This is a genomic window from Gordonia sp. NPDC003425, assembly GCF_053588635.1.
Map to the genome: position 1 here is coordinate 136450 of NZ_JBSFQI010000010.1, position 22865 is coordinate 159314.

Below are 22865 nucleotides of genomic sequence, written 5' to 3' on the forward strand. Positions count from 1 at the left end.
CCCGATCAGCCGGTTTCGCGTCTGCCGACGGTGTGGATCACGGTCACCTCGGGATTCCACGGCAGAAGCCGGTCGACGGTGTGCCGCAGCGAGGACACCGGCGGAAGGTCGTGCGGTCCCAACACATTGACCGTCACCGATTCACCGCTGATCGACACGCCGGACACCTCGGTGTCCCGGACCCCGCCGTCGCTCAACCACACCTTCGTGGCCCCGGTGATCTGGCTGACCCACAGCGACGACAGCGAGTACCCCACCATCGGAACCAGGACGATCACCAGGGCCACGGCGACCGCGATGTAGGCGTTCCTCCGCCGGGTGACCGGTCCCTCGTAGGCGACGGCGGCCGCGTAGGCGTAGCCGGCCATGGTCAGCACCACGATGGACGTGATGACCATCGCCACCACGTTGGAGGCGAACAGGATGAACGCTCCCAGCGCGAGTGCGGGCGCCCCGGAGCCCAGGCACACACCGACCACACCGAGCGGGGGAACCAGCGAGATGGCGATGGCCACGCCGGGCAGCACGTCGCCGACGTCGCGTCGCGTGATGGCGATCGCCCCGACCAGGCCGGTGGCCAGCGCCGCCAGCAGGTCGTCGATGGTGGGGGAAGTCCGTCCCAGCACCTGCGCATTCGACAGCACAGTGACCGGATTGGGAATGACCTGCGCGAGGAGTACACCCATCAGCGTCACCACCGCCGCGCCGGCCACCACGTAGCCGACGCTGCTGACAATCAGGTGGCGCCTTCCGGTGACGATCCCGTGCCCGATCCCCAGGATCGGGGTGGACAGCGGTGCGACGATCATCGCGCCGATCACCGTGGCCGTGCTGTCGCCGATGATGCCGGCGATCGCGATGATGCCCGAGAGCGTGAGCATGATCCAGAACGCCGACCGCTTGGCCGATCGGTCACCCACCGCGAAGTCGAGTCGTTCCTCAAGTTCGACCAGTGTGCGGCGTTGCGAATCGGGGATGAGTGCCGACCTGATCGCTGCGCTGACCATCACGGCTTACAGTGAACACGCTCGGGTAGCCGGTCTTCACCTTTTCCGGACGAATCCTGCGACGGCCATGACGTTCTCCGGGCGACGCGCCGGGCGCCGCCGTACTCTCATGGCGTGACGTCGACAGCCCCCACCCAGGACACGGGAATCGCCCCCGACCGGCCGGGACTCGTACTCGCCGCACTGATCCTGGTGGCGGGCGTGGCCAACATCAATCTCGCCGTGGCCAATGTCGCACTGCCCGACATCGGCCGCGATCTCGACGCCAGTTCCACCCAGCTCAATCTCGTGGCGGTGGGCTACTCGCTCGGGCTCGCCGCGTCGGTGCTGTATTTCGGGGTGCTCGGCGACCGGTACGGCCGCAAGAAGTTACTCGTCCTCGGCATGTTGCTGACCCTGCCCGCGTCGATCATCGCGGGTACCGCACCCAACCCCGACATCCTGTTCGGAGCGAGGGTCCTGGGTGGTATCTCGGCGGGCCTGGCCTTCCCCACCACACTGGCGGTCATCACGGCCCTCTGGTCGGGGCCGCGCCGCACCAGGGCGATCGCGCTCTGGTCGGCTCTCGGTGGTGCCATCTCGGCCACCGGCCCCGTCATGTCCGGCGGACTGCTCGAGGTGTGGGACTGGCATTCGGTGTTCCTGGTGACCATTCCGTTGGCGCTGGTGGCCCTGGGCATGGCGTGGTTCTTCGTGCCGGCCGACGGCGGCGACAGCAAGGTCACCGTCGACAACATCGGCGGCATCACGTCGATCGTGTTGGTGGGTTCGCTGGTGATCTCGATCAACTTCGCGCCGTTGGGTTCTGCCTACCGAACCGCGGTGATCGTGCTCGCCGTGATCGCGGTGGTCTCGACGGTGTTCTTCGTCTGGCGTCAGTTGCACATCCCGGTGCCGCTCTACGATTTCCGGATCGCGTCGCGACGCACCTTCTGGGTTGCCGCGGTCGGGGGGATCATCATCTTCGGCACCCTCATGGGCGTCATGTTCATCGGTCAGCAGTACCTGCAGAACGTCCTCGGGTATTCCACCCTGGAGGCCGGCGCCCTCGCCTTGCCGGCCGCGGCCGCCATGATCGTGGCCGCGCCCCGGTCGGCCAAACTCGTCGAGTCGGTCGGTTCGCGCGTCACGCTGCTCCTCGGGTACGCGTTCATCCTCGCGGGATTGGTGCTGGCCCTGTTGACCTGGAGGGATACCGCATCACTGTGGATGGTCATCGGGGTGTACCTGCTGATCGGGCTGGGCGTGGGATTCGCGGGCACACCCGCATCACATTCGCTGACCGGGTCGGTGCCGGTCGCCCGTGCGGGCATGGCGTCGAGCACGTCGGATCTGCAGCGTGACCTCGGTGGGGCCGTGATGCAGTCGATTCTCGGCGCCATTCTCACCGCGGGCTATGCGAAGTCGCTCAACGAGTCGATCTCCTCCTCGCCACAGGCCGATCAGATCAGTAGCGAGACTGCTGCGGCGCTGACCAAATCGTTCTCCAGCGCAGCCGATCTCGCGCAGCGCTATCCGCAGTACGCCGAGCAGATCATCGCCGCGGCCCGCGACGCGTTCGTCCACGGCGATCTCCGTGCGTACGCCGCGGGCGTCGTGATCGTCGCCGCCGGTGCGGCACTGGTGGGCTTCTGCTACCCCAACGCCGCCGACGAGAAGGCTGCGATGAAGGAGTATGCGGCAGAGAATGACGAGGCCTGACGCCCTCGCGGCGTCGAGCGCCGCCGACGTTCTCACCGCGGTGGGTTCCTCACCGCGTGGTCTCACCGAATCCCAAGCGCGGCAACGGCTCGAGCGAGACGGGCCCAACGCACTGCACACCGTGCGGGTGCACCCGCTGCGCATCCTGGCCAACCAGTTCAAGAGCGCACTGATGGTGCTGCTGATCGTCACCGCGATCCTGGCCGGGGTGCTCGGCGACGTGAACGACGCGGCCGTCATCGGGGTGATCCTGGCCGCGAGCGTGCTCGGCGGTTTCGTCAACGAACTGCGGGCCGCGCGCGCCACGCAGGCCCTGCACGACCGTGTGCACCACACCACCACCGTGATCCGCGACGGCACGCCACGCTCCATCGACGTCACCGGCCTCGTGGTGGGAGACATCGTGCAACTCGTTCTGGGACAGATCGTTCCGGCCGACCTGCGGCTCCTCGAGGTGACCGACCTCGCCTGCAACGAGGGCGTTCTCACCGGCGAATCGGTGGCCGTGGACAAGAAGCTCGACCCGGTGGCCGCCGACGCCGCCCTCGCCGACCGTACCGACTGCGCCTTCATGGGCACGGTGGTGCAATCCGGTGGCGGGGTGGGGGTGGTCATCGCCACGGGTCAGCGCGCCGAGTTCGGTGCCATCGCAGGCGGTTTGGGCGGTGAACCACCGCAGACGGCATTCCAGAAGGGGCTGTCGAAGTTCTCGATGCTGCTGTTGCAGGTGGCCGTGGTGCTGACGATCTTCATCCTCGCCGCGAATCTCATCCTGGGCCGCCCCATCATCGACTCGGTGCTGTTCGCACTCGCGATCGCGGTCGGTATCACCCCGCAGTTGCTGCCCGCGGTGGTCACCACCGCACTCGCCGCGGGGTCTCGCCGGCTGGCCGCCGACAAGGTTCTCGTCAAACGCCTTGTGGCCATCGAGGATCTCGGCGACATCGACATCCTGCTCACCGACAAGACGGGGACCCTCACCGAAGGCCACATCGAACTCACCGCCACGTTGCGGCCCGACGGCACCGCCGACGACACGGTGCTCCGCGCCGGCCTGCTCGCCACCGACAGCACCCTCGCGGCCGGCGGCAATGAGCTCGACGCGGCGCTGCGGCGCGGTGCGGGGCACCTCGCCGACGACGCCGCGGCCCGCACACGCGTGGCCACACGACCATTCGACCACGACCGGCAGATGGCATCGGTGATCACCGTCGACCCCGACGGGGCGGCGCGACTCGTGGTCAAGGGCGCCCCGGAGAAAGTGCTGGAACGCTGCGGAGTCGGCGCCGACGAGACCGCGGACAACACGCTGACCGGCCTGTTCGCCGCCGGTTCGCGGGTGGTGGCGGTGGCCGACAAGCCGATCGCGCCCGACTCCCGGGTCATCACCGACGCGGACGAGCACGACCTGCGGCTGGTGGGCTTCCTGGTGTTCCTGGACAAACCGAAAGCCTCTGCGGCGCAATCCCTACAGCAGCTCGCCGACCTGCACATCACGGTCAAGGTGGCCACCGGCGACAACGTGGTGGTCGCCGCCAAGGTAGTCGACGATCTCGGCATGGCCTCCGGGGGCGCGATCACCGGCGCCGAACTCGACGGCCTCGACGATGCCGAGTTCGAGTCGGTGGCACGCGACTACACGGTGTTCGCGCGCGTGACGCCCACCCAGAAGGCACGGCTCGTCCGCGTGTTGCGTGCGCACGGCCAGGCGGTGGCCTTTCTCGGTGACGGCGTCAACGACTCACTCGCGTTGCACGCCGCCGACGTCGGGATCTCCGTGGACAGCGCCACCGACGTGGCGAAGGACTCGGCCGATGTGGTGCTGCTCGAGAAGGACCTCGGTGTGCTCGCCCGTGGGGTCGCCGAAGGCCGCCGCACGTTCGCCAACACCATCAAGTACGTCCAGATGAGCACGTCGAGCAACTTCGGCAACATGTTCAGCGCCGCCGGGGCATCGGCGCTGCTGCCGTTCCTGCCGATGCTGCCGAGTCAGATCCTGCTCAACAACCTGCTCTACGACAGCAGCCAGCTGGCCATACCGAGCGATCGCGTCGATCCGGAATCGCTTCGCTCCCCATCGCATTGGGACATCGCGGCCATCCGCCGATTCATGTTGTTCTTCGGTCCGCTCAGTTCGCTGTTCGACTTCATCACCTTCGCCGTCATGATCAACGTGTTCCACGCGAAGGCGGCGGAGTTCCACACCGCATGGTTCGTGGAGTCGCTGGCCACCCAGACGCTGATCGTGTTCGCCATCCGCACCCGACGCATCCCCTTCCTGCGCAGCCGGGCCGGCGGGTGGCTCATCTTCTCGGTGTGCACCGTGGTCACGATCGGCGTGGTGCTACCCTTCACCCCGCTTGCGCACCTGCTCGGTTTCGTGGTGCTACCCGCGACGTTCTACGCATTCCTGGTCGGCATGGTGCTGACCTATCTGATACTTGTCGAGTTGGGCAAGCACGTGTACTACTCCACGGCCACGTTCGGCCCGCAACTACCGCCGCGCTGGCGTGACGAGGTGCATCACCTCGAGCGGCGGGCCTCACGCTTCACCGTCACGCACTCACGTCGAATGCGGGGCTGACGCCGGTGAACGAACTGATCGTTCCGCCACCACGTTTGGCGTCCCCGAAGTAGCGGATACGGAAACGCCCGCTCGATCCGGGCGCGATTCGCCACGCGATCGTGATGATCGACGACGTCGTGGAACCGGCCGGTCGGCGCCAGTTCAGTTCGCTGTCCCAGCTGTCGTCGTCGACGGCCGCGGTCCACCGGCCCGACTCGAATCTCTCGATCACGAGTAGCCGTCGCGTGCCGCCGAACCCGACGCGCCCACCCGGCGCACCTTGTTCGCCGGATGAGCACCGCAGAAGTCCACCGACACCGTATCGCCGACGCGATACCCGGGCTTCGGACCGCGCACCACATCACCGAATCGCCGGCCCGCAACCGGGGTGTCGGCGGGTGTCGGGGGCAGCAGGTCGGGTTGCACGCCGCTGAAATCGGCGGGCGAGGGACCGCCGCCGGTGCGGCGCCCGGCCTTCATGTCGCGGGCGAGACGATCGAACTCCTGCATGTATGCGCATAGCGTGTACCGCCCGAACTGCGTCTCGCCGCCCTCGTACTGCTGCGACAAATACTCCTCCGGCGTCGTCACGTACTGGCTGTAGGCGTTCGAATATCCCTGGATGAGAACGTATTCCAGTGGCACGCCGAGAGCCTCGGCCACCACTCGGCGGATGCGCAGGCCGGCGGTGATGGTGTACTCGGCCGGTCCGGCCACCAGCACGAGGTCGGCGATGCGCAGAATCTGAATCGGCAACACCTGCTGAATCCACGGACGGGGCGGCATGAATCCGAGCGGGAACAGCGGCACCTTCGGTGCCTGCATCTGCAGCACCCAGTCCGGCGCGTTGGCGTTCGGGTTCACCCCGAGCGCGGCGGCAAAGGGAAGCACCATGCCCTCGGACAGGAACGACAACTGGCTGCGCGTGTTGTCCTCGGTGCTCGTGGCCGCGGCGGCTGCGCCCATCACCGCCGGTGTGGTGCGTGCCGGCGTGCCCGACGGTGTGTAGCGTCCGTCGATCGCGACGTCGGACATGTCGACGAACCGGTAGGCGTAGTCGATACTCCCCGACATCGGCCTACTCGATGCGAGAGCGCGGTTGCCCGCCTGGAACTGACGTTGCCCGATGATCGCGCAGTTGGCGCGGTGATCGGCGGTCGGGCCACCCGGATGCAGCTTGCGAACCCACAGGTTCGGCGTCATGTCACCCGCGTTGGTCTGCGGGAACGAGGCGACGACGGCCGGATCGCGCCGCTCGGCCAGGTACGAGGCGTAGCCCTTGTTGTCGGTGGAGATGAGGGTGTTGGCGTCGGTCAGCGAGGTGCCGTGGGTGGAGAACCAGGTGATCTCGCCGATCACGGTGCCGCCCTGCCGAAGTCGCAGCGAGGTGACCTGCGGATCGATGTGTTCGGGAAAGTGGTCGCGATCGGCGGCCGGATTCTCCATGAACGCGGCCAGCGAGCGATTGGCGCTGGCGTTGTGCAACTCCGAGTGCCCGATCTCAAGGGTGCCGGGGGAGAGGCTGCGGTGCGCGGCATCGATGGCGTCGACGAGCCCGGCGATCTCGGCGCGATACGAGTTCTCCCGATGGCCCTGTGCGGCAAGCACGTACGCGTAATCCCAGGCCGTACCGCCACACGTGTTGTGGTTGTGCGTCGCGTTGAGGTTGACGTTCTCCTCGCGGTAGAGGTTCCCGAAGCGGCGGCGCAGTTCCTTCATCACACCCACGCGGTGGGATTCGAAGATGATCGCGAGGTCGGCGTTGACGAAGACGATCCGTTTACCCGTGGCGGCGTCGGCGATGATGTAGGCCCGCGCCCAGGTGCGTTGCAGCAGACCGGATGCCACCTGACTGAGGTCGGAGTATCCCATCATTCCCTGCCCGGCGATCGCGCCGGTGAGATCGCCCTTGCCCGCGCCCACCAGGTAGCCCGAGGACGGTGCCGCATGCACCGGCCCGGCGGCGGCCGATCCGGTCGCGATGGACGCGCCCAGCAGGCCCACACCGGCCGCACCGGCGGCGGCGCCACCGAGGAAGCCGCGTCGGGTCACTCCCCGCATGCGTGTGTCACGTGATGTGCTCATGAATTTCCCCCTTGGACAAATGGACGCGGGTCAGCGAACGCTACGGACGAGCAGAACCGAGATGCCACCGAAAATGCCGAACACGGCCGATGCCACGTAGAGACCGGTGAATCCGCCGGTGAGTTCCACGATTCCGGCGCCGACGAGCGGGCCGACCGCCTGCGGCACGGCCATGGCGATGTTCATGATGCCCAGGTCTTGGCCGTTGTGTTCAGCGTCGGGCAGCACCTGCGTCGCCAGGGCCTGGTCGACGCCGAGGAACACCCCGAAGCCCATCCCGAGTAGGCCTGCGGCGACCATCGTCATCGACAGGTCGGCGACCGATGCGATGCAGATGGCGGCCGCCCCCTGCGCGACGCCCGCCGCCAGCACGAACGGCTTCCGTCGGCCCACCTTGTCGCTGAGCACACCGGAGATCAGCGCGCTGGCCACCACGAACACCATGTACACCACCGACACCAGCAGCACGTCGTTGTCCGGATCGCCCGAGTGCAGCCCGAACGCGAGGAAGAAGAACAGCAACGAGGTACCCAGTGCATTACCGAGATTCACCAGTATCCGGCCGAGCAGTGTCCAGCCGAAGTCGGGATGTTCGGCGGGCGAGATCCACAGTTCGGCGATGATCGTGCGCGGACTCAGCCGGCCCTTGTCGTGCGCCTGCTGTGCGGGGTCGTCGAGGTAGAAGGCGAACGGCACCACACACAGCAGGAGTACGAGGGCGTAGAACACGTACGCCGGCAGCGCGGCCAGCGCCAGCGTTGACACCACGGCGATGCCGAGGATGGCGCCGATCGCCTGCGGCGCTGACACCCAGCTGGACACCACACCGCGCTGGAACACCGGGACCTGATCGCTGATCAGGGCCGTCAATGCCGCCGAGACGGCGCTGAAGCCCGTGATGACGGCGCACCACAGCACCGTGATCGCGATGATGTTGTGGCTGAGACCGAGTCCGATCAGCGAGGCCGCGAACAGCGCTGCGCCCCCGAGAATCCAGGGCCGTCGCCGACCGAAGCGGCTCGTGGTGCGATCCGACAACGATCCGGTCAGCGGAAACGCGATCAGCGCGCAGACCGCCGAGATCCCCGACACCACACCGAAGGTGAGCACGCTCTGCCGCCAGTTACCGGCGTCGACGGTGCTCCCGATGCCCAGCCAGTCGTTGATCTGGTTCGGCAGGGTGAGCTGGAACGGGGCGAGCTGGGCCAGCCAGACGCCGAGCCAGGACAGTGCGAACAGTGCGATCCACTTGCCCGGCACCCGCTGCCACGGCAGCGTCGCCATGTGCATGGTGTCGCGTCCCGGCGCGTCGGTCACCGACTCACCCATGCCGTGCCCGCACCACTGTGAACGCCTCGTCTGCCACCTCGAGGGTGCGGGTGATGTCCGTGTCGGTCAGTGCGGCATTGATGAAGTGATTGTGATGGGAGGTGAGGAAGACGCCCCGGCGCACGCATTCGGCGATCCACTCCTGGTGCAGCATCAGGGTGTCGTCGTCGGCGATGCGCAGATAGAAGAGCGCCGGCTCGCCGGAGGCGACCAGATGAAAGCCGTTGTGTGCGGCCACCTCCACCAGTCCGTCGGTCAGCGTGGTGCCGAGCCGGCGGAACAGGGCCGGCGCGTCGATCTGTTTCAGCTTGGTGATGGTGGCGATGGCGGCGGCAAACGGCACCGCGCTCATCCAGTAGCTGCCGGTGTAGGTGATGGAACTGACCGATTCGCGCAGTGATTCGCGTCCGCACAGTGCGGAGACGTTGTAGCCGTTGGCGATTGCCTTGCAGAAGCAGATGAGGTCGGCGCTGAACCCGTAATGGTGGTCACTGCCGGCCAGGTCGAGCCGCCACCCTGCGCGCACGTCGTCGCAGATGAGTACCACGTGGTGCTCGTCGCACAGGGCCCGCACCGCCTGCCAGTACCCGTCGGCGGGCAGTTCGTTGTCGACGAAGTTCCCGTGCTTGTACGGTTGCGCGATCAGCGCGGCGATCTCGCCCCGATGGTCGCTGAATGTCTTTCGCAGGGAATCGATGTCATTCCAGGGCACTTCGATGTTTCCGGCCACGTCCTGCGGCAGGACTCCGGGGTAGTCGAGTTTCTGGGTCCACGGATCCACCCCGTGGTAGTAGCCGTCGAAGAACACGATGCGCTGCCTGCCGGTGGCGGCACGCGCGGTCATGATCGCGAGGGTGGTCACGTCGCCGCCGTTCTTGGCGAAGAACGCCCAATCCGCGCTGGCCACCGTGTCGGTGAGGAGTTCGCCGAGTTCCACCATGGTGGCGCCCGGGATCGACACCACGTCTTCGCGGCCGGCCTGCGCCGCCGCGGCGGCGTCCACGTCGGGGTCGCGGTAGCCGAGCACGTTGGGTCCGTATCCGCACATGTAGTCGATGAACTCGTTACCGTCGAGATCCCAGAAGCGGGTTCCCTCTGCGCGATCGGAGAACAGCGGATAGGCCGAGCGCGGGATGTAACACCCCTCGCTGGGACCGAGGTGGCCGTAGATGCCGCCGGGGATCACCTTGACGGCCCGGTCGAACATCGCGTTGCTCTTGGCGTAGCGACGGAGATCGGACTCGACGACCGTGCCGGCCCCCGCGTGGTTGAGGGTGGGATGGGTGAGTGTCATGTCGGGCTCATGCCTCCAGGTAGCTGCTGACGCGGTCGAGGATGCGGTTGGTGTTGTCCACGAGCGGGATGAAGCCGCGCATCGCGATCCGGCCGTCGCACAGACAGGCCAGTGCGCTCTCGCGGCCGGTGAGAATGCCGCCCGCGACGTCGAGGTCGGCGAATCGCAGTGCCGCACGGGGCGGGGCGGTCAGGTCGTCGTCGAGGCGCAGGCGGTGATCGTTGATCTCCACCCGATAGCGGATGGCGTCCCCGACCTCGATGTCGAGGGTGCCATCGGCCATGTGCGCGGCCGAGAACCGCCCGCTCTCATCGAGATTCCCGACGATGGTGATGGCCGTGGCCGCCACGTGCAGGAGCAGTAGGGTGGTGGTGTCGGGATCGCGCGGGTCCGCCGACGCCGGGTCGTCGCCGCTGCGCAGGTAGGTTTCCAGCAGATCGGTCAGCGGGGTGAACACCCGCGTGAGAAACCGGATTCCGGCTGGGGTGGCCAGCGGAATCGGTTGGGCTGCACCGCCGATCACCGCGTTGAAGTGTTTGGGTGAGGTGAACAGCAGGGTCGGTCCGCTCGCCCGGCGCGCGACGGTGGAGATTCCGTCGGGGCCGAAGCGGTAGTGGGCGGTGGGCCCGCCCCGCACCACGAGGTTGAGAGTGGTGGGGGAGTGGACGCCGGTGAGGATGTCGGCGGCCCCGGGGGCCAGTTCGGCCAGTCGGGGCAGCGCGCCGAGCACGGCGTGGGCGTTGATCTCGGCGAGCACGCGGTCGTCGTGGGTGAGCATCATGACGGGGTGAGTTCCCCTTCGGAATCGGTATCGGAACTGGAATCGGAATCGGTGGGGGCTACGGCCAGACCGGCGATGGTGGAGGCGAGGATGTCGATGTGCCGGCGGGCGGCCGCGGAGTCACGGTCGGTGAGCCAGGAGACGGTGAGGCCGTCGATCGATGCGGTGACCACGTGGGCGAGTTGGTCCAGCGGCAGGCTCCAGCGGAAGGACATCCGTTCGGCGAGATAGCGCATCGCGTCGGCGACGGAGTCGCGGTAGGTCTGCCACTGCGTGCGAACGGCGTCGGGATCGTGGCGCATGCCGTGCGTGGCCAGTTCGAGTAGTGCGATCTCGCGGGCGGGGTCTTCCTCGAGCAGACGCAGGTAGCCGTCGAGCGCCTCACGCACCACGTCCCGCACCGACATGTTCTCCATCACCATGTCTGCGCTGAGGATCGCGGTGAGCTGTTCCTGGTCGGTGACGTGTTCGATCACCGCACTCAGCAACGCTTCTCGTGACGGGAACACATAGAACAGGGCGCCCTGGGGCATACCCGCCTCGGCGACGATCGCTCGCGTGGTGGCGGCTGTCAGGCCATCGCGGGCGATCACGCGTACCGCGGCGTCGATCAATTCGCTGCGACGTTCATCGAAGGTCATGCGGCGCATCTCGTGGACGGTCCCTTACGTTGGTGGAAAAGTTGACCACTTGGTCAACTGGGAACAATGTGCGCCGCCCATGGGTGGCCTGCAACCGAAACCGGGAGGAGTTAACGAACACGCAACACGGCGCCGACGGTCGAGCGTCGACGCAGGTGAAGGAAGTTCGGCTGGTGTTCACCCGATGGCGGTAGGGTCCGGCCCGCTCGAATGAAGGAAGGCACGGGGAATGAATACTTTCGACAGGCGGCCGCTCACGCGACGGACGGTGTTGCGCGCGGCGGGCACCATCGCCGGTGCGGGAGCCTTGACCGTCGCGGCAAATGATTTGTCCGGCAACGCTTCCGGTGCTCCCACTGCGGCCTTTGCGCACGGTGTGGCGTCGGGCGACCCGCTCGCGGATGCGGTGCTGATCTGGACGCGCATCACCCCGTTCGCCGACGCGACGCCCGGATCGGGTCGCGGCGGCCCGGCGTCGCTGCGCTGGGATGTGGCGCTCGATGAGAGTTTTCGGCATATGGTGCGCAGTGCGACGGTCACCACAACCGCGGCGCGCGATCACACCGTCACGGTGGACGTGACCGGGCTCTCGCCCGCCACGCGGTACTTCTACCGGTTCACCTCACTCGACGGGCCCACCGCCGGGCAGGTGTCGCCGGTCGGCCGCACCAAGACCGCGCCCGCGCCGGGTGCCGGCGTGCCCGCGCTGAACTTCGCGTTCGTCAGCTGCGCCAATTACGAGGCCGGGTTCTTCACCGCGTATCGCCGGCTCGCCGACCACGACGAGATCGACGCGGTGGTGGCCCTCGGTGACTACATCTACGAGTATCCGCACAACGGGTACGTGGGTCCCAAGGGCGCGGTCCGCACCGTCGCCCCACTCCACAATGTGGTGCGATTGGCCGACTACCGGTTGCGACTGGCCACGCAGCGCACCGACCCGGACCTGCAAGAGGCCCACCGGCTCCATCCGTGGATCTGCACCGTCGACGATCACGAGCTCACCGACAACGCCTACCGCGACGGCGCCACCGGCGACAACCCGCACGACCCCACGCGCGACGGTCCATGGCAGGTGCGCAAGCGGGCATCGTTTCAGGCGTACACCGAATGGATGCCGGTGCGCTGGTCGGGCAATCTCGACGATCCGCACCTCTACCGCACCCTGCGTTTCGGGTCCCTGGCCGATCTCACCATGCTCGACCTGCGCACCTACCGCACCCGCCAGCCCGGACTCTTCAGCAGCGCAATCGATTCGCCGTCGGCGACGATCACCGGCAAGGCCCAGCTCGATCACCTCATCAACGCGCTCACCACGTCGACGGCCCGCTGGCAGCTCGTGGGCAACCCGGTGATGTTGTCCCCGTTGCTGTTTCCGCCGTTCGACGCGAATCTCACCGGCGCGCTGGCGGAGAAGATCGGCCTGCCGCACGAAGGGGTGGTGGTCAACCCCGACCAGTGGGACGGCTACAGCCACGATCGCGCCACCCTCTTCTCGGCGATCACCCGTCACAACGTGCGCAACCCCGTGTTCATGACCGGGGACATCCACACCTCGTGGGCCAACGACCTCCCGCTCGACGCCGCCGCCTACCCGGCAGGCCAGACCGCGGGTGTCGAGTTCGTCGGGCCGTCGGTGACCGCCAACACGATCGGCGAGACGCTCTATCTGCCCGACGGGAGCCTCGGATTCGCGGTCGACGCCCTGCGCGGAATCAACCGCCACGTCAAATGGGCCCAACTCGATCAGCACGGATTCGTGCTGCTCAACGTCACGCCGGCCCGCGCGCTGGCGACCTGGCATCTGCTCGACGATGTCACCGCACCGGGTGGCCGCACGCACGTCGCCGCGCGGTGGCAGGTGCGTGACGGTCGCCGCCGCATCGAACTCCCGTAGGATTGGCGCAGCAACGACGCTGCCACCACGTCGCCACCGAGGAGTCCTTATGAAGCGCAGACTTGTGATTGCCGCAGCCTCGGCCGCGGCGGCCCTATCGTTCGCCGCGGTCGCCGCCCCCGCCGCATCGGCGGCCCCGCTCGACTCGCGCGGCTTCATCGAACCGCACGACGCCTTGCGGGTCTGCATCAGTGTGCCGGTGGGTTCGTCGAACATCAGTATCTGCCTGCCCTGACCCGGCCGTCGGTCACTCCGGCTCGCGCGGCCGCATGAGTTCGAACATGGTGCGCATGCACTCGTCGAGCGCGAGGTCGGGGTGATTGAGCCAATATTCATGTGCGGCAACAACTGCCGCGTTCGCGCAATGGCCCGTCGCGAGCGGTAGGCGGGCGCTTGCGGTGCTATCGCTGCGGTCGGCCACGAAGCCGGCCACCGTGTGCCGCCATCGCCGGTAGACCGCCCACGCCTGGGACTGCACGGCCGGCTCGTTGAGGATGAGTTGGGCGCGGTGCCGGGCCCATTCGTCCTCGGCACGTCCGTGATCGATCGATCCGATGTAGGCCTGTGCCACCGCATCCCACGGATCCATCCCGGGTTCCGCCGTCGCGAGCAGCCGCTCGAAGTGCGCGTGCTCGGCGTCGGATTCCACCCAGATCACATCGGCCTTGGTCCGAAAGTAGCGGAAGAACGTCCGGCGGCTCACTCCGCCCGCCGTCGCGATGTCTTCGACGCTGGTCTGATCGAATCCGTTCTCGAGGAACAGTCGTTGGGCCTGCGCGGCGAGTTGGTGTGCGCTGGTGGTGGCCGGCCGCCCGCCCGGGTCGTGTGCCATCGCTCCATCATGGCCGACACGCACAGGCCAGGCGGCGTGACCGACGGCTTGATGTCCTATCGAAATCCGCACTGTTATGGCACACCGTGTCATATCCTCCGATTGAGACTCAGGTCACATCGCCAAACCGGCGAGGTCGAAGGAGGAAAGAAATGAGAACACGCGCTGCCGTTCTGCGAGAGGCACCCGGCGAATGGTCGGTCGAAGAACTCGAACTCGACGCCCCGAAGGACGGCGAACTGCTGGTACAGATGGTCGCCACGGGCCTCTGTCACAGCGACGACCACATCTCGCACGGCGACATCAGCGCCGGGCACCTGCCCGTCGTCGGCGGCCACGAGGGTGCGGGCATCGTGCAGGAGGTGGGCCCGAACGTCACCGGCTTCGAGGTGGGTGATCACGTCCTGACCTCCTTCATCCCGTCGTGCGGTCGATGTCGCTGGTGTGCCGCCGGAATGCAGAACCTCTGCGACAACGGGGCGCTGATCCTGATCGGCCACCAGATGGACGGCACCTACCGGATGCATTCCGACGACGGCCTGGACGTCGCGACCATGGGCTTGCTGGGAACCTTCTCCGAGTGGCAGGTGTACGACCAGATGTCGCTGGTGAAGATCGACAAGGATGTTCCCCTCGAGATCGCCTGCCTCGTCGCGTGCGGCGTGCAGACCGGCTTCGGTTCGGCCACCACCGCGGGCAATGTGCAGCGCGGCGACGTGGTGATCGTCGCCGGTGTCGGTGGCGTCGGCATGAATGCGGTGCAGGGTGCCCGCGAAAGCGGGGCCGCGCACATCATCGCTGTCGACCCGGTGGCCGACAAACAGAAGTGGGCGGTCGATTTCGGCGCCACCGAGACGTTCGGGTCGATCGAGGAATCGATGGGCCGCGTCGCGGAACTCACCAACGGGCAGGGCGCCGACGTCGTGATCCTCACCGCGAGCATCGTGACCAACGAACTCATCGGCCAGGGTTTCGCCGCCACCCGCAAGGCGGGAACGGTGGTGGTCACGGGGGTCAGCCCGGAAGCCGAGGATGGCGTGATCCCCGGGGTCAACGCCAACATTCTCGCCATGATGCAAAAGCGCATCCAAGGGGCGCTCTACGGTATGAAGTCGCCGCGCGAGGCAATGCCGATGCTGCTCAACATGTATCGGGCCGGCAAGCTGAAGCTCGACGAACTCGTCACCCGGACGTACACGCTCGACCAGATCAACACCGCCTACGACGACATGCGGGAGGGCCGCAACATCCGCGGTGTCATTCGGTTCGGGTGACGCGCACGGCGCCGATGTGGCAGTAACGTTTCCTGCATGAAGCGCTGGGGCGTGCTGCTGATCCTGTGCGCCGCCCAGTTCATCATGGTGCTCGACACCACCGTGATGAACGTGTCGGTGTCGAGCGTGGTCGCCGATCTGGACACCACGATCACCGCGGTCCAGTTGGCGATCACGCTCTACACGCTGGTGATGGGTTCGTTCATGCTCTTCGGGGGGCGCCTCGGCGACATGTTCGGTCGTCGGCGCGTGTTCGCGGTGGGCCTGGCCGTGTACGGGGCGGGCTCACTGATCACCGCGCTCAGTCCCAACATCGGCGTCCTGTTGTTCGGCTGGTCGTTCATCGAGGGTGCGGGCGCGGTGATGGTGATGCCGGCGATCATCTCGCTGACCGCCGGCAACTACTCCGGCAAGGACCGCGCCACGGCCTACAGCGTGCTCGGTGGTGTCGCCGCGGCCGGTGCGGCGGCGGGCCCGCTGATCGGCGGGTGGGTCACCGAAAACCTCACCTGGCGAGTGGTTTTCGCCGCCGAAACGGTGGTCTGTATCGGGGTGATCCTGTGTGTGCGGGTGATCGCCGACACCGCGCGGGCCACGTCCCGCCGGATGGACTGGGGCGGCACCGCGCTCTCCGCGATCGGTCTGGGCCTCATCGTCTTGGCCATGGTCCAGGCGGGCACGTGGGGTTTCCTCAAGCCCAGCGGTGCGCTGACCATCGCCGGCCACGAGATCACGCCGTTCGGATTCTCGGTGGTTCCCTTCATGATCGCCGCGGGCATCTTCGTCCTGATCGGATTCTTCGCCTGGGAACGCCGGGTGATCGCCCGCGGTGACGTCCCGCTCATGCATCCCGATCTGCTCCGGAAACTCCAGCTGCGCAACGGATTGAGCATGCTGTCCGCGCAGCAGATGATCATCGGCGGCGTGTTCTTCGTCATCCCCATCTACCTCCAGGTGGTCCTCGGATACAACGCGTTCGAGACCGGGATGAGGCTGGCACCGATGTCGGTGGCCATGCTGCTGGCGGCGTTCGTGAGTCCCCGCTTCGCGGGCACACAGTCGCCGCGCACCGTGGTGTCGCTCGGGTTGGTGCTCGTCGCCGCGGGATCGATCGTGCTGGTGTCCACGATCGATCCGCAACTCAACGGACTGCTCTTCGGGATCGGCATGGCGGTCTTCGGCGCGGGCTTCGGGCTCGTGGCCTCCCAACTCGGCAACGTGATCATGTCGTCGGTGGGCGACAGGGACCGAGGCGAGGCGGGTGGCCTGCAGGGAACCGCGCAGAACATCGGTATGTCGGTCGGCGTGGCATTGCTGGGCGCGTTGCTGATCGGTTCGCTCTCGAGCGGCTTCAACGATGCCGTGCAGTCCGATTCCGCGGTGTCCGCCCAGACCAAGAGCCTCGTCGCCGACGCCTCCGCCGACGGCGTCGACGTACTGCCCGCGGATCGATTGGACGACGTCGCCCGCGCCAACCGCATCCCGCAGGGCGAGGTCGCCACGCTGAAGGACCACTACCGGGATTCGGCGATCACGGCGATCAAGAAGTCGATTCTGCTCGCCGCGTTCCTGGCCCTGCTCGGACTCCTCCTTGCGCAACGGCTGCCGCGGATCCCGGCCGCAGAACTTGGTGCGGCGCAGTCGGATTCGGATACTTCGGCGTGAGTCTCGATCAGCGTGCCGCCCGGTCCTCGAAGTAGTGTCGGCGGCACAACGCGCGATAACTGATCGCGCCGGCCGTGGTGTCGCCGATGGCGACGAGGTCACCCTCGCGCACCATCCGGTCGTCGACGATTCGCGCGTTGAGGAACGCGGTGCGCCCGCACCAGCACAGCACCACGGTCTGGATGCGGTGCATTTCGTCGGCCACCTCCACGAGTCGTGCCGCACCGGGAAACAGGACCGAACGGAAGTCGGTGAGCAGGCCGTAGGTGAAGACGTCGACGCCGTCGGAGTCGGCGACGCGGACGAGTTCGTCGACCTGCGTGGGGGTGAGGAATTGCGCTTCGTCGCACACCAGGTAGTCCAGTCCCGCGCCGCGTCTGGCCTCGGTGGCCACGCGGTGCACATCGGTGTGGTCGTCGATCATGACCGCCTCGGCCTCGAGTCCGATGCGGCTCGTCACCAGCGCCATCCCCGATCGGTCGTGCTTGGTGAGCAGAATGCCCACGCGGCCCTGCTGGCTCTGGTTGAAATGCGTTTGCAGGGCCAGGGTGGATTTGCCGGCGCCCATCGGTCCGTAGAAGAACACCAGCCTGCCGGGTTGGGTCATGAGGTGGGCGGGGGTCCGATGGGGGCGTGACGTGTCTCGGCGAGCTTGCCGTCGCGCACCACGTAGAGGCTCAGGCCGCGGGCGGTGGTGCCGGTGGGCAGGTGGCCCGTCCACGCCACCGCCACGGTGTCGTCACGCGCCACCAGGGCGTCGATGTCGTAGTGGATGGCGCCGCCCACCATGGCCACCGCATGCTCGTAATCGTCGCGGGCGCCCTGCGGACCCCGGCCGGGCGGATTGTGCCCGTAATCGGTGTAGCCGTCGTCGACGATGTCGCCGAATCGTTCGGGCGCCGACTCACTGTAGGCAGCGTAGAAGGCGCGCACCACGCCCTCGGGCGAGGTTGGGTCGTCGCTCATGGATTTCAAGCCTACTGCGACGGAGTATGTTGATCTCGCTATGGACATGGGCCGACTGACCGTCAACTGCTCGATCCTGCTGACCGATCTGCCGTTGCTCGAGCGTCCGCGGGCCGCACGTGCGGCCGGATTCGGCGCGGTGGAGTTCTGGTGGCCGTTCGACGTCGCGGTGCCCGCCGACCGCGACGTGGAGTCATTCGTTCGCGCGGTGGCCGACGCCGGGGTTCGACTGACCCACTTGAACTTCGCCGCAGGCGATCTCGCCGCGGGAGATCGCGGTGTGCTCTCGTACCCGACGACCTCGGCGCAGTTCCGCGACAGCGTCGACGTCGCGATCGGTATCGGTGACCGACTGGGTACGGTCGGTTTCAACGCGCTGTACGGGAATCGTGTCGAGGGTCTCGACGCGCACGCCCAGGATGCGCTCGCGGCGGAGAATCTCGCGTTCGCCGCCCGCCGTGCGGCGACGATCGGCGCGGACGTGTTGCTCGAACCGCTCAGCGCCGTCCCCGCCTACCCGCTGACCCATGCCGCCGACGCACTGGCCGTCGCCGACCGCGTGGTCGGCGACTACGGTGCATCCAATGTGAAGCTCCTCGCCGACCTCTATCACCTCGCCGTCAACGGCGAGAACCTCGATGAGGTCATCGACCGATACGCCCGCCGCATCGGGCATGTACAGATCGCCGACGCCCCCGGCCGCGGCGAACCCGGGACCGGCGCGCTCGACCTCGCGCACCATCTCCGGCACCTCGCCCGCACGTCGTATGAGGGCTGGATCAGTCTGGAGTACCGGGCAACTCGCCGCGACACATTCGATTGGATCGCCGGCTATCCCGTCTGAGGTGGTCGGGGAAGATCTTGTCTTGAAGGAGGAAAGCCCCATGGCCACAATCGCATTCATCGGTCTGGGCATCATGGGGAGTCCGATGTCGATCAATCTGGTGCGCGCCGGGCACACGGTGACGGGTGTCAACCGTACACCTGCGAAGGCGGCGGATCTGGTGGAAGCCGGTGGGCGGCGCGCTGATTCGATCGCCGCGGCGGTCGCCGGTGCGGACATCGTCGCGCTGATGCTGCCCGACTCCACCGATGTCGAACTCGTCCTCACCGGCGACGACGGAGTGTTCGCACACGCCGCGCCGGGGACCGTCATCGTCGACTTCTCCAGCATCCGCCCGGACGTGGCGATCCGGATGGCCGAGGCCGCCGCCGCGGCAGAGATGTCATTTCTCGACGCGCCGGTCTCCGGTGGTGAGGAGGGTGCGGTGGCCGGCACCCTGTCGATCATGGTCGGCGGCTCCGACGACGCGTTCGCACGCGTCGCGGCAGTTCTCGACGTCCTCGGCGCCACCGTGGTGCACGTCGGACCTAGCGGTAGCGGGCAGATGGTGAAGGCTGCCAATCAGCTCATCGTGGCCGCCAACATCGAGGCGCTCGCGGAGGCGATCGTCTTTCTCGAGGCGCAGAACGTGGACACCGATGCCGCGACGCGGGTCCTCGCCGGCGGACTCGCGGGTTCCGCGGTGCTCGACCACAAGGCGACACGCATGATCGATCGTGACTTCGCGCCCGGCGGCCGAATCGACCTGCACCACAAGGATCTCGGCATCGTCACCGAGGCCGCACGCGCGGCCGGTGTGGTGATCCCGGTCGGGTCGCTCGTGGCCACCCTGATGGCCTCGGCGCGCGCCAACGGCGACGGGGGTCTTGATCACTCCGCCCTGTTTCGCGGGGTGCAGCGGTTGTCGGGGCGGCTGCACTAGCTGTTGCGGGTCAGGACGTTGGTGACGCTGATTGGAGCCCGAGGCGCCACGAACCCCACTCATGCACGGGCGAGCAGGGTAGGCCGTGACGCCTTACGATGCGCGGCTGGACTCACGCCCCGCACCCGGGAGAACGCGGCACTGAGCGCGAACGGACTCGAGTACCCGACCAGCCGCGCGATGCGGGCCAGGGTGTCGTCGGTGCGCGTGAGCAGATCGGCGGCCACGGCCAGTCGCCACGAGGTGACGTACTCCATCGGGGTCTCGCCGACGAGGGTGACGAATCGCCGGGCGAAGGCCGCCCGCGAAACGCCTGCCTCGGCCGCCAGCGACGCGACCGTCCACGGGTGAGCGGGTCGCTCGTGAACTGCCCTCAGCGCTACTCCCACAACATCATCGAGTGCTGCGCGATACCACGCAGGTGCGGTCGCGCTGTGCTCGAGCCAGGCACGGATGACGCCGAGTACCACCAGATCCAGCAGCCGGTCGAGGAAGACCTCCTGACCGGGAGTGTCGCGCTGGACCTCCTCGCACAGCACGGCGACGAGATTCGACGACCACTCGTCGCCCCGGAGCACGAGTAGCGAAGGCAACGCGCGCAGAAGTCGTTCGCTCACCGCCGAACTCGACTCGTACGTGCCGGTGACGAGCACATCTTTCCCGGTCTGGTCGTTACCCCAACTGCGGCTTGATGATTCGAAGACCATCTCTGGGGCCATCGAGTTGCCGAACGCATCGACACAATGTTGTCCGGGCTCGATGAACACAGTCGGCGCGATCGAGGGGTCTGCGGCCACGGTGTAGGGATCAGGGCCGCGGAAGACCGCGACGTCGCCCGGATGCAGGTGCACTGGCGGAGCATCGTCGGGCACGACCCAGGCCGCGCCGCTGACGCACACCGCCACCGCCAAGGGGGCCTCGTCGCGGATTCGGAAGGACCACGGCGGCGAGAACACACTCCGGATCATGAAGGCGCCGTCGGCCCGCGCACCGTCGAGCAGCCCGGCCACCGCGTCCATACGCCCAAGGTAGACGATGACGTATGCCAGAGCGAGGAATCAGCATGGTTCGTCTCCGCGAGTGGAGGTGAGATGGCTACATGACCCGCACACTTCTGCTCTTGGCCGTCATCTCCACCGGGTTGATCGCCGGCTTGTTCGCCGCATTCTCCTACTCCGTCATGCCGGGGTTGCGTCGCGTCGACGACGCCTCCTTCGTCGCCACGATGCGGGGCATCAACGTCGCCATCCTCAATCCGGTGTTCGGCGCGTTGTTCGGCGGCGCGCTGATCCTGACCCTGGTCGTCGCGGTACTCGGATGGCGCGGTGAGGCCCGCTGGTGGCTTGTCGTCGGTGCGGGCCTGTACGTCGTCGCCGTGGTGATCACGATGGCCGTCAACGTCCCGCTCAACACCGCACTGCAGGACGGAGTGGAACCGGTGGCTCGACTTCGTGCCGCATTCGAGTCGTCCTGGACGGTTTGGAACGTGGTCCGAACCGTCACCAGCGTCGGCGCATTCGCGAGTCTTGCCGTGGCCGCCTTGCGGCTCTGACCGGGTGCGAGCGAGTCGTGGCGCCACAGACACGACGAAAGTCCCGGTCAGATCGCTCTGATCAGGACTCTCGTTGATGGTGCATCGCGGATCGAGTCGACCGTCGAGACCGTATAAAGCAGACCGACCGCGGAAGCGTCTGGTGTGCGCGGCGGGATCAGCCGGATGGCCGAGTCTGGAGCCGATGACGGGAATCGAACCCGCGTATTCAGCTTGGGAAGCTGATGTTCTGCCATTGAACTACATCGGCGCGCGAGCCAGGACTCGCGAACGACAGAGTAGCAAACCCAGCCCGCGACATGGATGAGTAGCTCTCTTCGGGCGCCGTCGATGAGAGAAACCAACCAGCCGGTTTGTATAAACCGACCGGCCGGTATATTGTTGGCGCCGTGAGTCCGACACATCCACCCACCGCCAAGGGCGCCGCCACTCGCGGTCACCTCCTGCAGGTGGCTGCACGGGTGTTCGCCGAGAAGGGCTATGAGGCCACGCGGTTCAGTGAACTCATCGCCGAGTCCGGTCTCACCAAGGGTGCCTTCTACTTCTACTTTCCGTCGAAGGCGGCGTTGGCCGAGGCGGTCATCGACGACCAGGAGGAGCGGTGGGTACAGCACGTGCAGGGCCGCGTCCTCGCACTTGCGACCCCCACCGAGCAACTCGCTGACCTGATCCCGGCCATGCTCGACCTGCTCGACACCGACCCGGGAGCGTGGAGCGTCGTCCGGCTCGTGCGTGAGCTGGCCGGATCGTCGACGACCGGTGAGGCATACGAGAAGCCGATGGCCGAGTGGATCGGCATGGTCGCCGACATTCTCCGCGCCGGTCAACAAGCCGGCGAGGTGCGCGCCGACATCGACGCGACCTCGGTCGCCACCGTCCTGGTGGGATCGTTCGACGGCATCAAGGGAATCGTCGACTCGATTCCGGCCGCCGAGCGGACAACGGCGTTGCACCACTACGCCGGGATTCTCCAGCGGCTCGCACTTGATGGACTCGGAATCACGCACGCAGACAACATGACTCAACCCAAGGAGTGACATGGATTACCAGAACCGCACGGCACTGATCACCGGGGCCAGCGGGGGCATCGGCGAGGAGTTCGCCAAAGCCCTCGCCGCGCGAGGTGCGCAGCTGATCCTCGTGGCCCGTAGCGAGGACAAGCTCACCGCGCTCGCCGAGACCCTGCACGCTGAACATGGGGTGCGCACCGAGGTCGTCGCCGCCGACCTGTCGCTGCCCGCCGCCGCCGACGAGGTGATCGCCGACGTCGAGGCACGCGGACTCACCGTCGACATCCTCATCAACAACGCCGGTTTCGGTACCCACGGATTCCTCGCCGAGGACGATCCCGCCCGCATTCGCGACGAGGTGGCACTCAACGTGGGAGCCCTCACCGACTTCACCACCGCATACCGGCTCTTCGAAGTTGAGCGGGCAATTCCGTTCAGCAGTGGAATTGCTGGATGCTGGCCCGCTGGGCGCGGGTGCAGTGGAATCGTATCCGGCGCC

General features: G+C 67.1%; 22 protein-coding genes and 1 tRNA gene. 11 read left to right on the plus strand and 12 right to left on the minus strand.

The window, feature by feature from the left end:
- Positions 1-5: 5 nt before the first annotated feature.
- Positions 6-1007 carry a DUF389 domain-containing protein gene (locus ACWDTD_RS13805; protein WP_449747708.1) on the minus strand — a complete coding sequence of 334 codons (1002 nt, stop codon included), beginning with the start codon at positions 1005-1007 and terminating at the stop codon, positions 6-8.
- Positions 1008-1121: 114 nt separating this feature from the next.
- On the opposite strand from ACWDTD_RS13805, the gene ACWDTD_RS13810 reads away from it, so the two are divergent.
- Both ACWDTD_RS13810 and mgtA read left to right on the plus strand, forming a co-directional pair.
- Positions 1122-2708: an MFS transporter gene (locus ACWDTD_RS13810; protein ID WP_449747676.1), complete on the plus strand. Its 1587-nt coding sequence runs from the start codon at positions 1122-1124 to the stop codon at positions 2706-2708.
- A complete protein-coding gene (mgtA, locus tag ACWDTD_RS13815; RefSeq protein ID WP_449747677.1) occupies positions 2695-5292 on the plus strand; it encodes a magnesium-translocating P-type ATPase in 2598 nt (865 codons plus the stop codon). The genes ACWDTD_RS13810 and mgtA overlap by 14 nt, the downstream gene beginning before the upstream one ends.
- Here mgtA and ACWDTD_RS13820 read toward each other — a convergent pair.
- The 6 genes from ACWDTD_RS13820 to ACWDTD_RS13845 are packed head-to-tail and all read right to left on the minus strand — an operon-like array spanning position 5264 to position 11404.
- Entirely contained in the window at positions 5264-5506 is a 243-nt protein-coding gene (locus tag ACWDTD_RS13820; RefSeq protein WP_449747678.1) for a neutral/alkaline non-lysosomal ceramidase C-terminal domain-containing protein, read from the minus strand. The two genes, mgtA and ACWDTD_RS13820, sit on opposite strands and share 29 nt — an antisense overlap.
- A complete protein-coding gene (locus ACWDTD_RS13825) occupies positions 5503-7359 on the minus strand; it encodes a neutral/alkaline non-lysosomal ceramidase N-terminal domain-containing protein (RefSeq protein ID WP_449747679.1) in 1857 nt (618 codons plus the stop codon). Before ACWDTD_RS13825 ends, ACWDTD_RS13820 begins: the two co-directional genes overlap by 4 nt.
- A gap of 30 nt (positions 7360-7389) precedes the next feature.
- Positions 7390-8688 carry an MFS transporter gene (locus tag ACWDTD_RS13830; RefSeq protein WP_449747680.1) on the minus strand — a complete coding sequence of 433 codons (1299 nt, stop codon included), beginning with the start codon at positions 8686-8688 and terminating at the stop codon, positions 7390-7392.
- Positions 8681-9982 carry an aminotransferase class III-fold pyridoxal phosphate-dependent enzyme gene (locus ACWDTD_RS13835; RefSeq protein ID WP_449747681.1) on the minus strand — a complete coding sequence of 434 codons (1302 nt, stop codon included), beginning with the start codon at positions 9980-9982 and terminating at the stop codon, positions 8681-8683. The genes ACWDTD_RS13830 and ACWDTD_RS13835 overlap by 8 nt, the downstream gene beginning before the upstream one ends.
- Before the next feature lie 7 nt (positions 9983-9989).
- Positions 9990-10763 (minus strand): hypothetical protein, encoded by a 774-nt coding sequence (locus tag ACWDTD_RS13840; protein WP_449747682.1) that lies wholly within the window; start codon positions 10761-10763, stop codon positions 9990-9992.
- Positions 10760-11404, minus strand: coding sequence for a TetR/AcrR family transcriptional regulator (locus ACWDTD_RS13845; RefSeq protein WP_449747683.1), 645 nt, complete (start codon positions 11402-11404; stop codon positions 10760-10762). The genes ACWDTD_RS13840 and ACWDTD_RS13845 overlap by 4 nt, the downstream gene beginning before the upstream one ends.
- Positions 11405-11633: 229 nt before the next feature.
- Between ACWDTD_RS13845 and ACWDTD_RS13850 the strand changes: the two genes are divergently transcribed.
- A complete protein-coding gene (locus ACWDTD_RS13850; protein WP_449747684.1) occupies positions 11634-13301 on the plus strand; it encodes an alkaline phosphatase D family protein in 1668 nt (555 codons plus the stop codon).
- A 49-nt stretch (positions 13302-13350) separates the two neighbouring features.
- Entirely contained in the window at positions 13351-13536 is a 186-nt protein-coding gene (locus ACWDTD_RS13855) for a hypothetical protein (protein WP_449747685.1), read from the plus strand.
- Positions 13537-13548: 12 nt separating this feature from the next.
- Here ACWDTD_RS13855 and ACWDTD_RS13860 read toward each other — a convergent pair whose 3' ends face one another.
- Positions 13549-14133, minus strand: coding sequence for an acyl-CoA-like ligand-binding transcription factor (locus ACWDTD_RS13860; RefSeq protein WP_449747686.1), 585 nt, complete (start codon positions 14131-14133; stop codon positions 13549-13551).
- A 152-nt stretch (positions 14134-14285) separates the two neighbouring features.
- Here ACWDTD_RS13860 and ACWDTD_RS13865 point away from each other — a divergent pair, with 152 nt between their 5' ends.
- Positions 14286-15407 (plus strand): NDMA-dependent alcohol dehydrogenase, encoded by a 1122-nt coding sequence (locus tag ACWDTD_RS13865; RefSeq protein WP_449747687.1) that lies wholly within the window; start codon positions 14286-14288, stop codon positions 15405-15407.
- A 36-nt stretch (positions 15408-15443) separates the two neighbouring features.
- A complete protein-coding gene (locus tag ACWDTD_RS13870) occupies positions 15444-17072 on the plus strand; it encodes an MFS transporter (RefSeq protein ID WP_449747688.1) in 1629 nt (542 codons plus the stop codon).
- Between the two features lie 7 nt (positions 17073-17079).
- Here ACWDTD_RS13870 and ACWDTD_RS13875 read toward each other — a convergent pair whose 3' ends face one another.
- Together ACWDTD_RS13875 and ACWDTD_RS13880 are read right to left on the minus strand one after the other, a co-directional pair.
- Positions 17080-17679, minus strand: a complete 600-nt coding sequence (locus tag ACWDTD_RS13875) for a thymidine kinase (RefSeq protein WP_449747689.1) — start codon at positions 17677-17679, stop codon at positions 17080-17082.
- Positions 17676-18038 (minus strand): nuclear transport factor 2 family protein, encoded by a 363-nt coding sequence (locus tag ACWDTD_RS13880; protein WP_449747690.1) that lies wholly within the window; start codon positions 18036-18038, stop codon positions 17676-17678. Before ACWDTD_RS13880 ends, ACWDTD_RS13875 begins: the two co-directional genes overlap by 4 nt.
- 40 nt (positions 18039-18078) lie before the next feature.
- Between ACWDTD_RS13880 and ACWDTD_RS13885 the strand changes: the two genes are divergently transcribed.
- Both ACWDTD_RS13885 and ACWDTD_RS13890 read left to right on the plus strand, forming a co-directional pair.
- Positions 18079-18882, plus strand: coding sequence for a hydroxypyruvate isomerase family protein (locus ACWDTD_RS13885; protein WP_449747691.1), 804 nt, complete (start codon positions 18079-18081; stop codon positions 18880-18882).
- 40 nt (positions 18883-18922) lie between these two features.
- Positions 18923-19804, plus strand: a complete 882-nt coding sequence (locus ACWDTD_RS13890; protein ID WP_449747692.1) for a 2-hydroxy-3-oxopropionate reductase — start codon at positions 18923-18925, stop codon at positions 19802-19804.
- 59 nt (positions 19805-19863) lie between these two features.
- On the opposite strand, the gene ACWDTD_RS13895 is transcribed toward ACWDTD_RS13890, so the two are convergent.
- Positions 19864-20823 (minus strand): cupin domain-containing protein, encoded by a 960-nt coding sequence (locus tag ACWDTD_RS13895; RefSeq protein WP_449747693.1) that lies wholly within the window; start codon positions 20821-20823, stop codon positions 19864-19866.
- A gap of 80 nt (positions 20824-20903) precedes the next feature.
- Between ACWDTD_RS13895 and ACWDTD_RS13900 the strand changes: the two genes are divergently transcribed.
- On the plus strand, positions 20904-21356 hold the full coding sequence (locus tag ACWDTD_RS13900) for an anthrone oxygenase family protein (RefSeq protein ID WP_449747694.1): 453 nt from the start codon (positions 20904-20906) through the stop codon (positions 21354-21356).
- A gap of 176 nt (positions 21357-21532) precedes the next feature.
- Here ACWDTD_RS13900 and ACWDTD_RS13905 read toward each other — a convergent pair.
- Positions 21533-21606: transfer RNA gene (locus ACWDTD_RS13905), tRNA-Gly, on the minus strand.
- A gap of 139 nt (positions 21607-21745) precedes the next feature.
- Between ACWDTD_RS13905 and ACWDTD_RS13910 the strand changes: the two genes are divergently transcribed.
- Positions 21746-22393 (plus strand): TetR family transcriptional regulator, encoded by a 648-nt coding sequence (locus ACWDTD_RS13910; RefSeq protein WP_449747695.1) that lies wholly within the window; start codon positions 21746-21748, stop codon positions 22391-22393.
- A gap of 1 nt (position 22394) precedes the next feature.
- The coding region (locus tag ACWDTD_RS13915; protein WP_449747696.1) for an SDR family NAD(P)-dependent oxidoreductase at positions 22395-22865 on the plus strand (471 nt) is incomplete at its 3' end.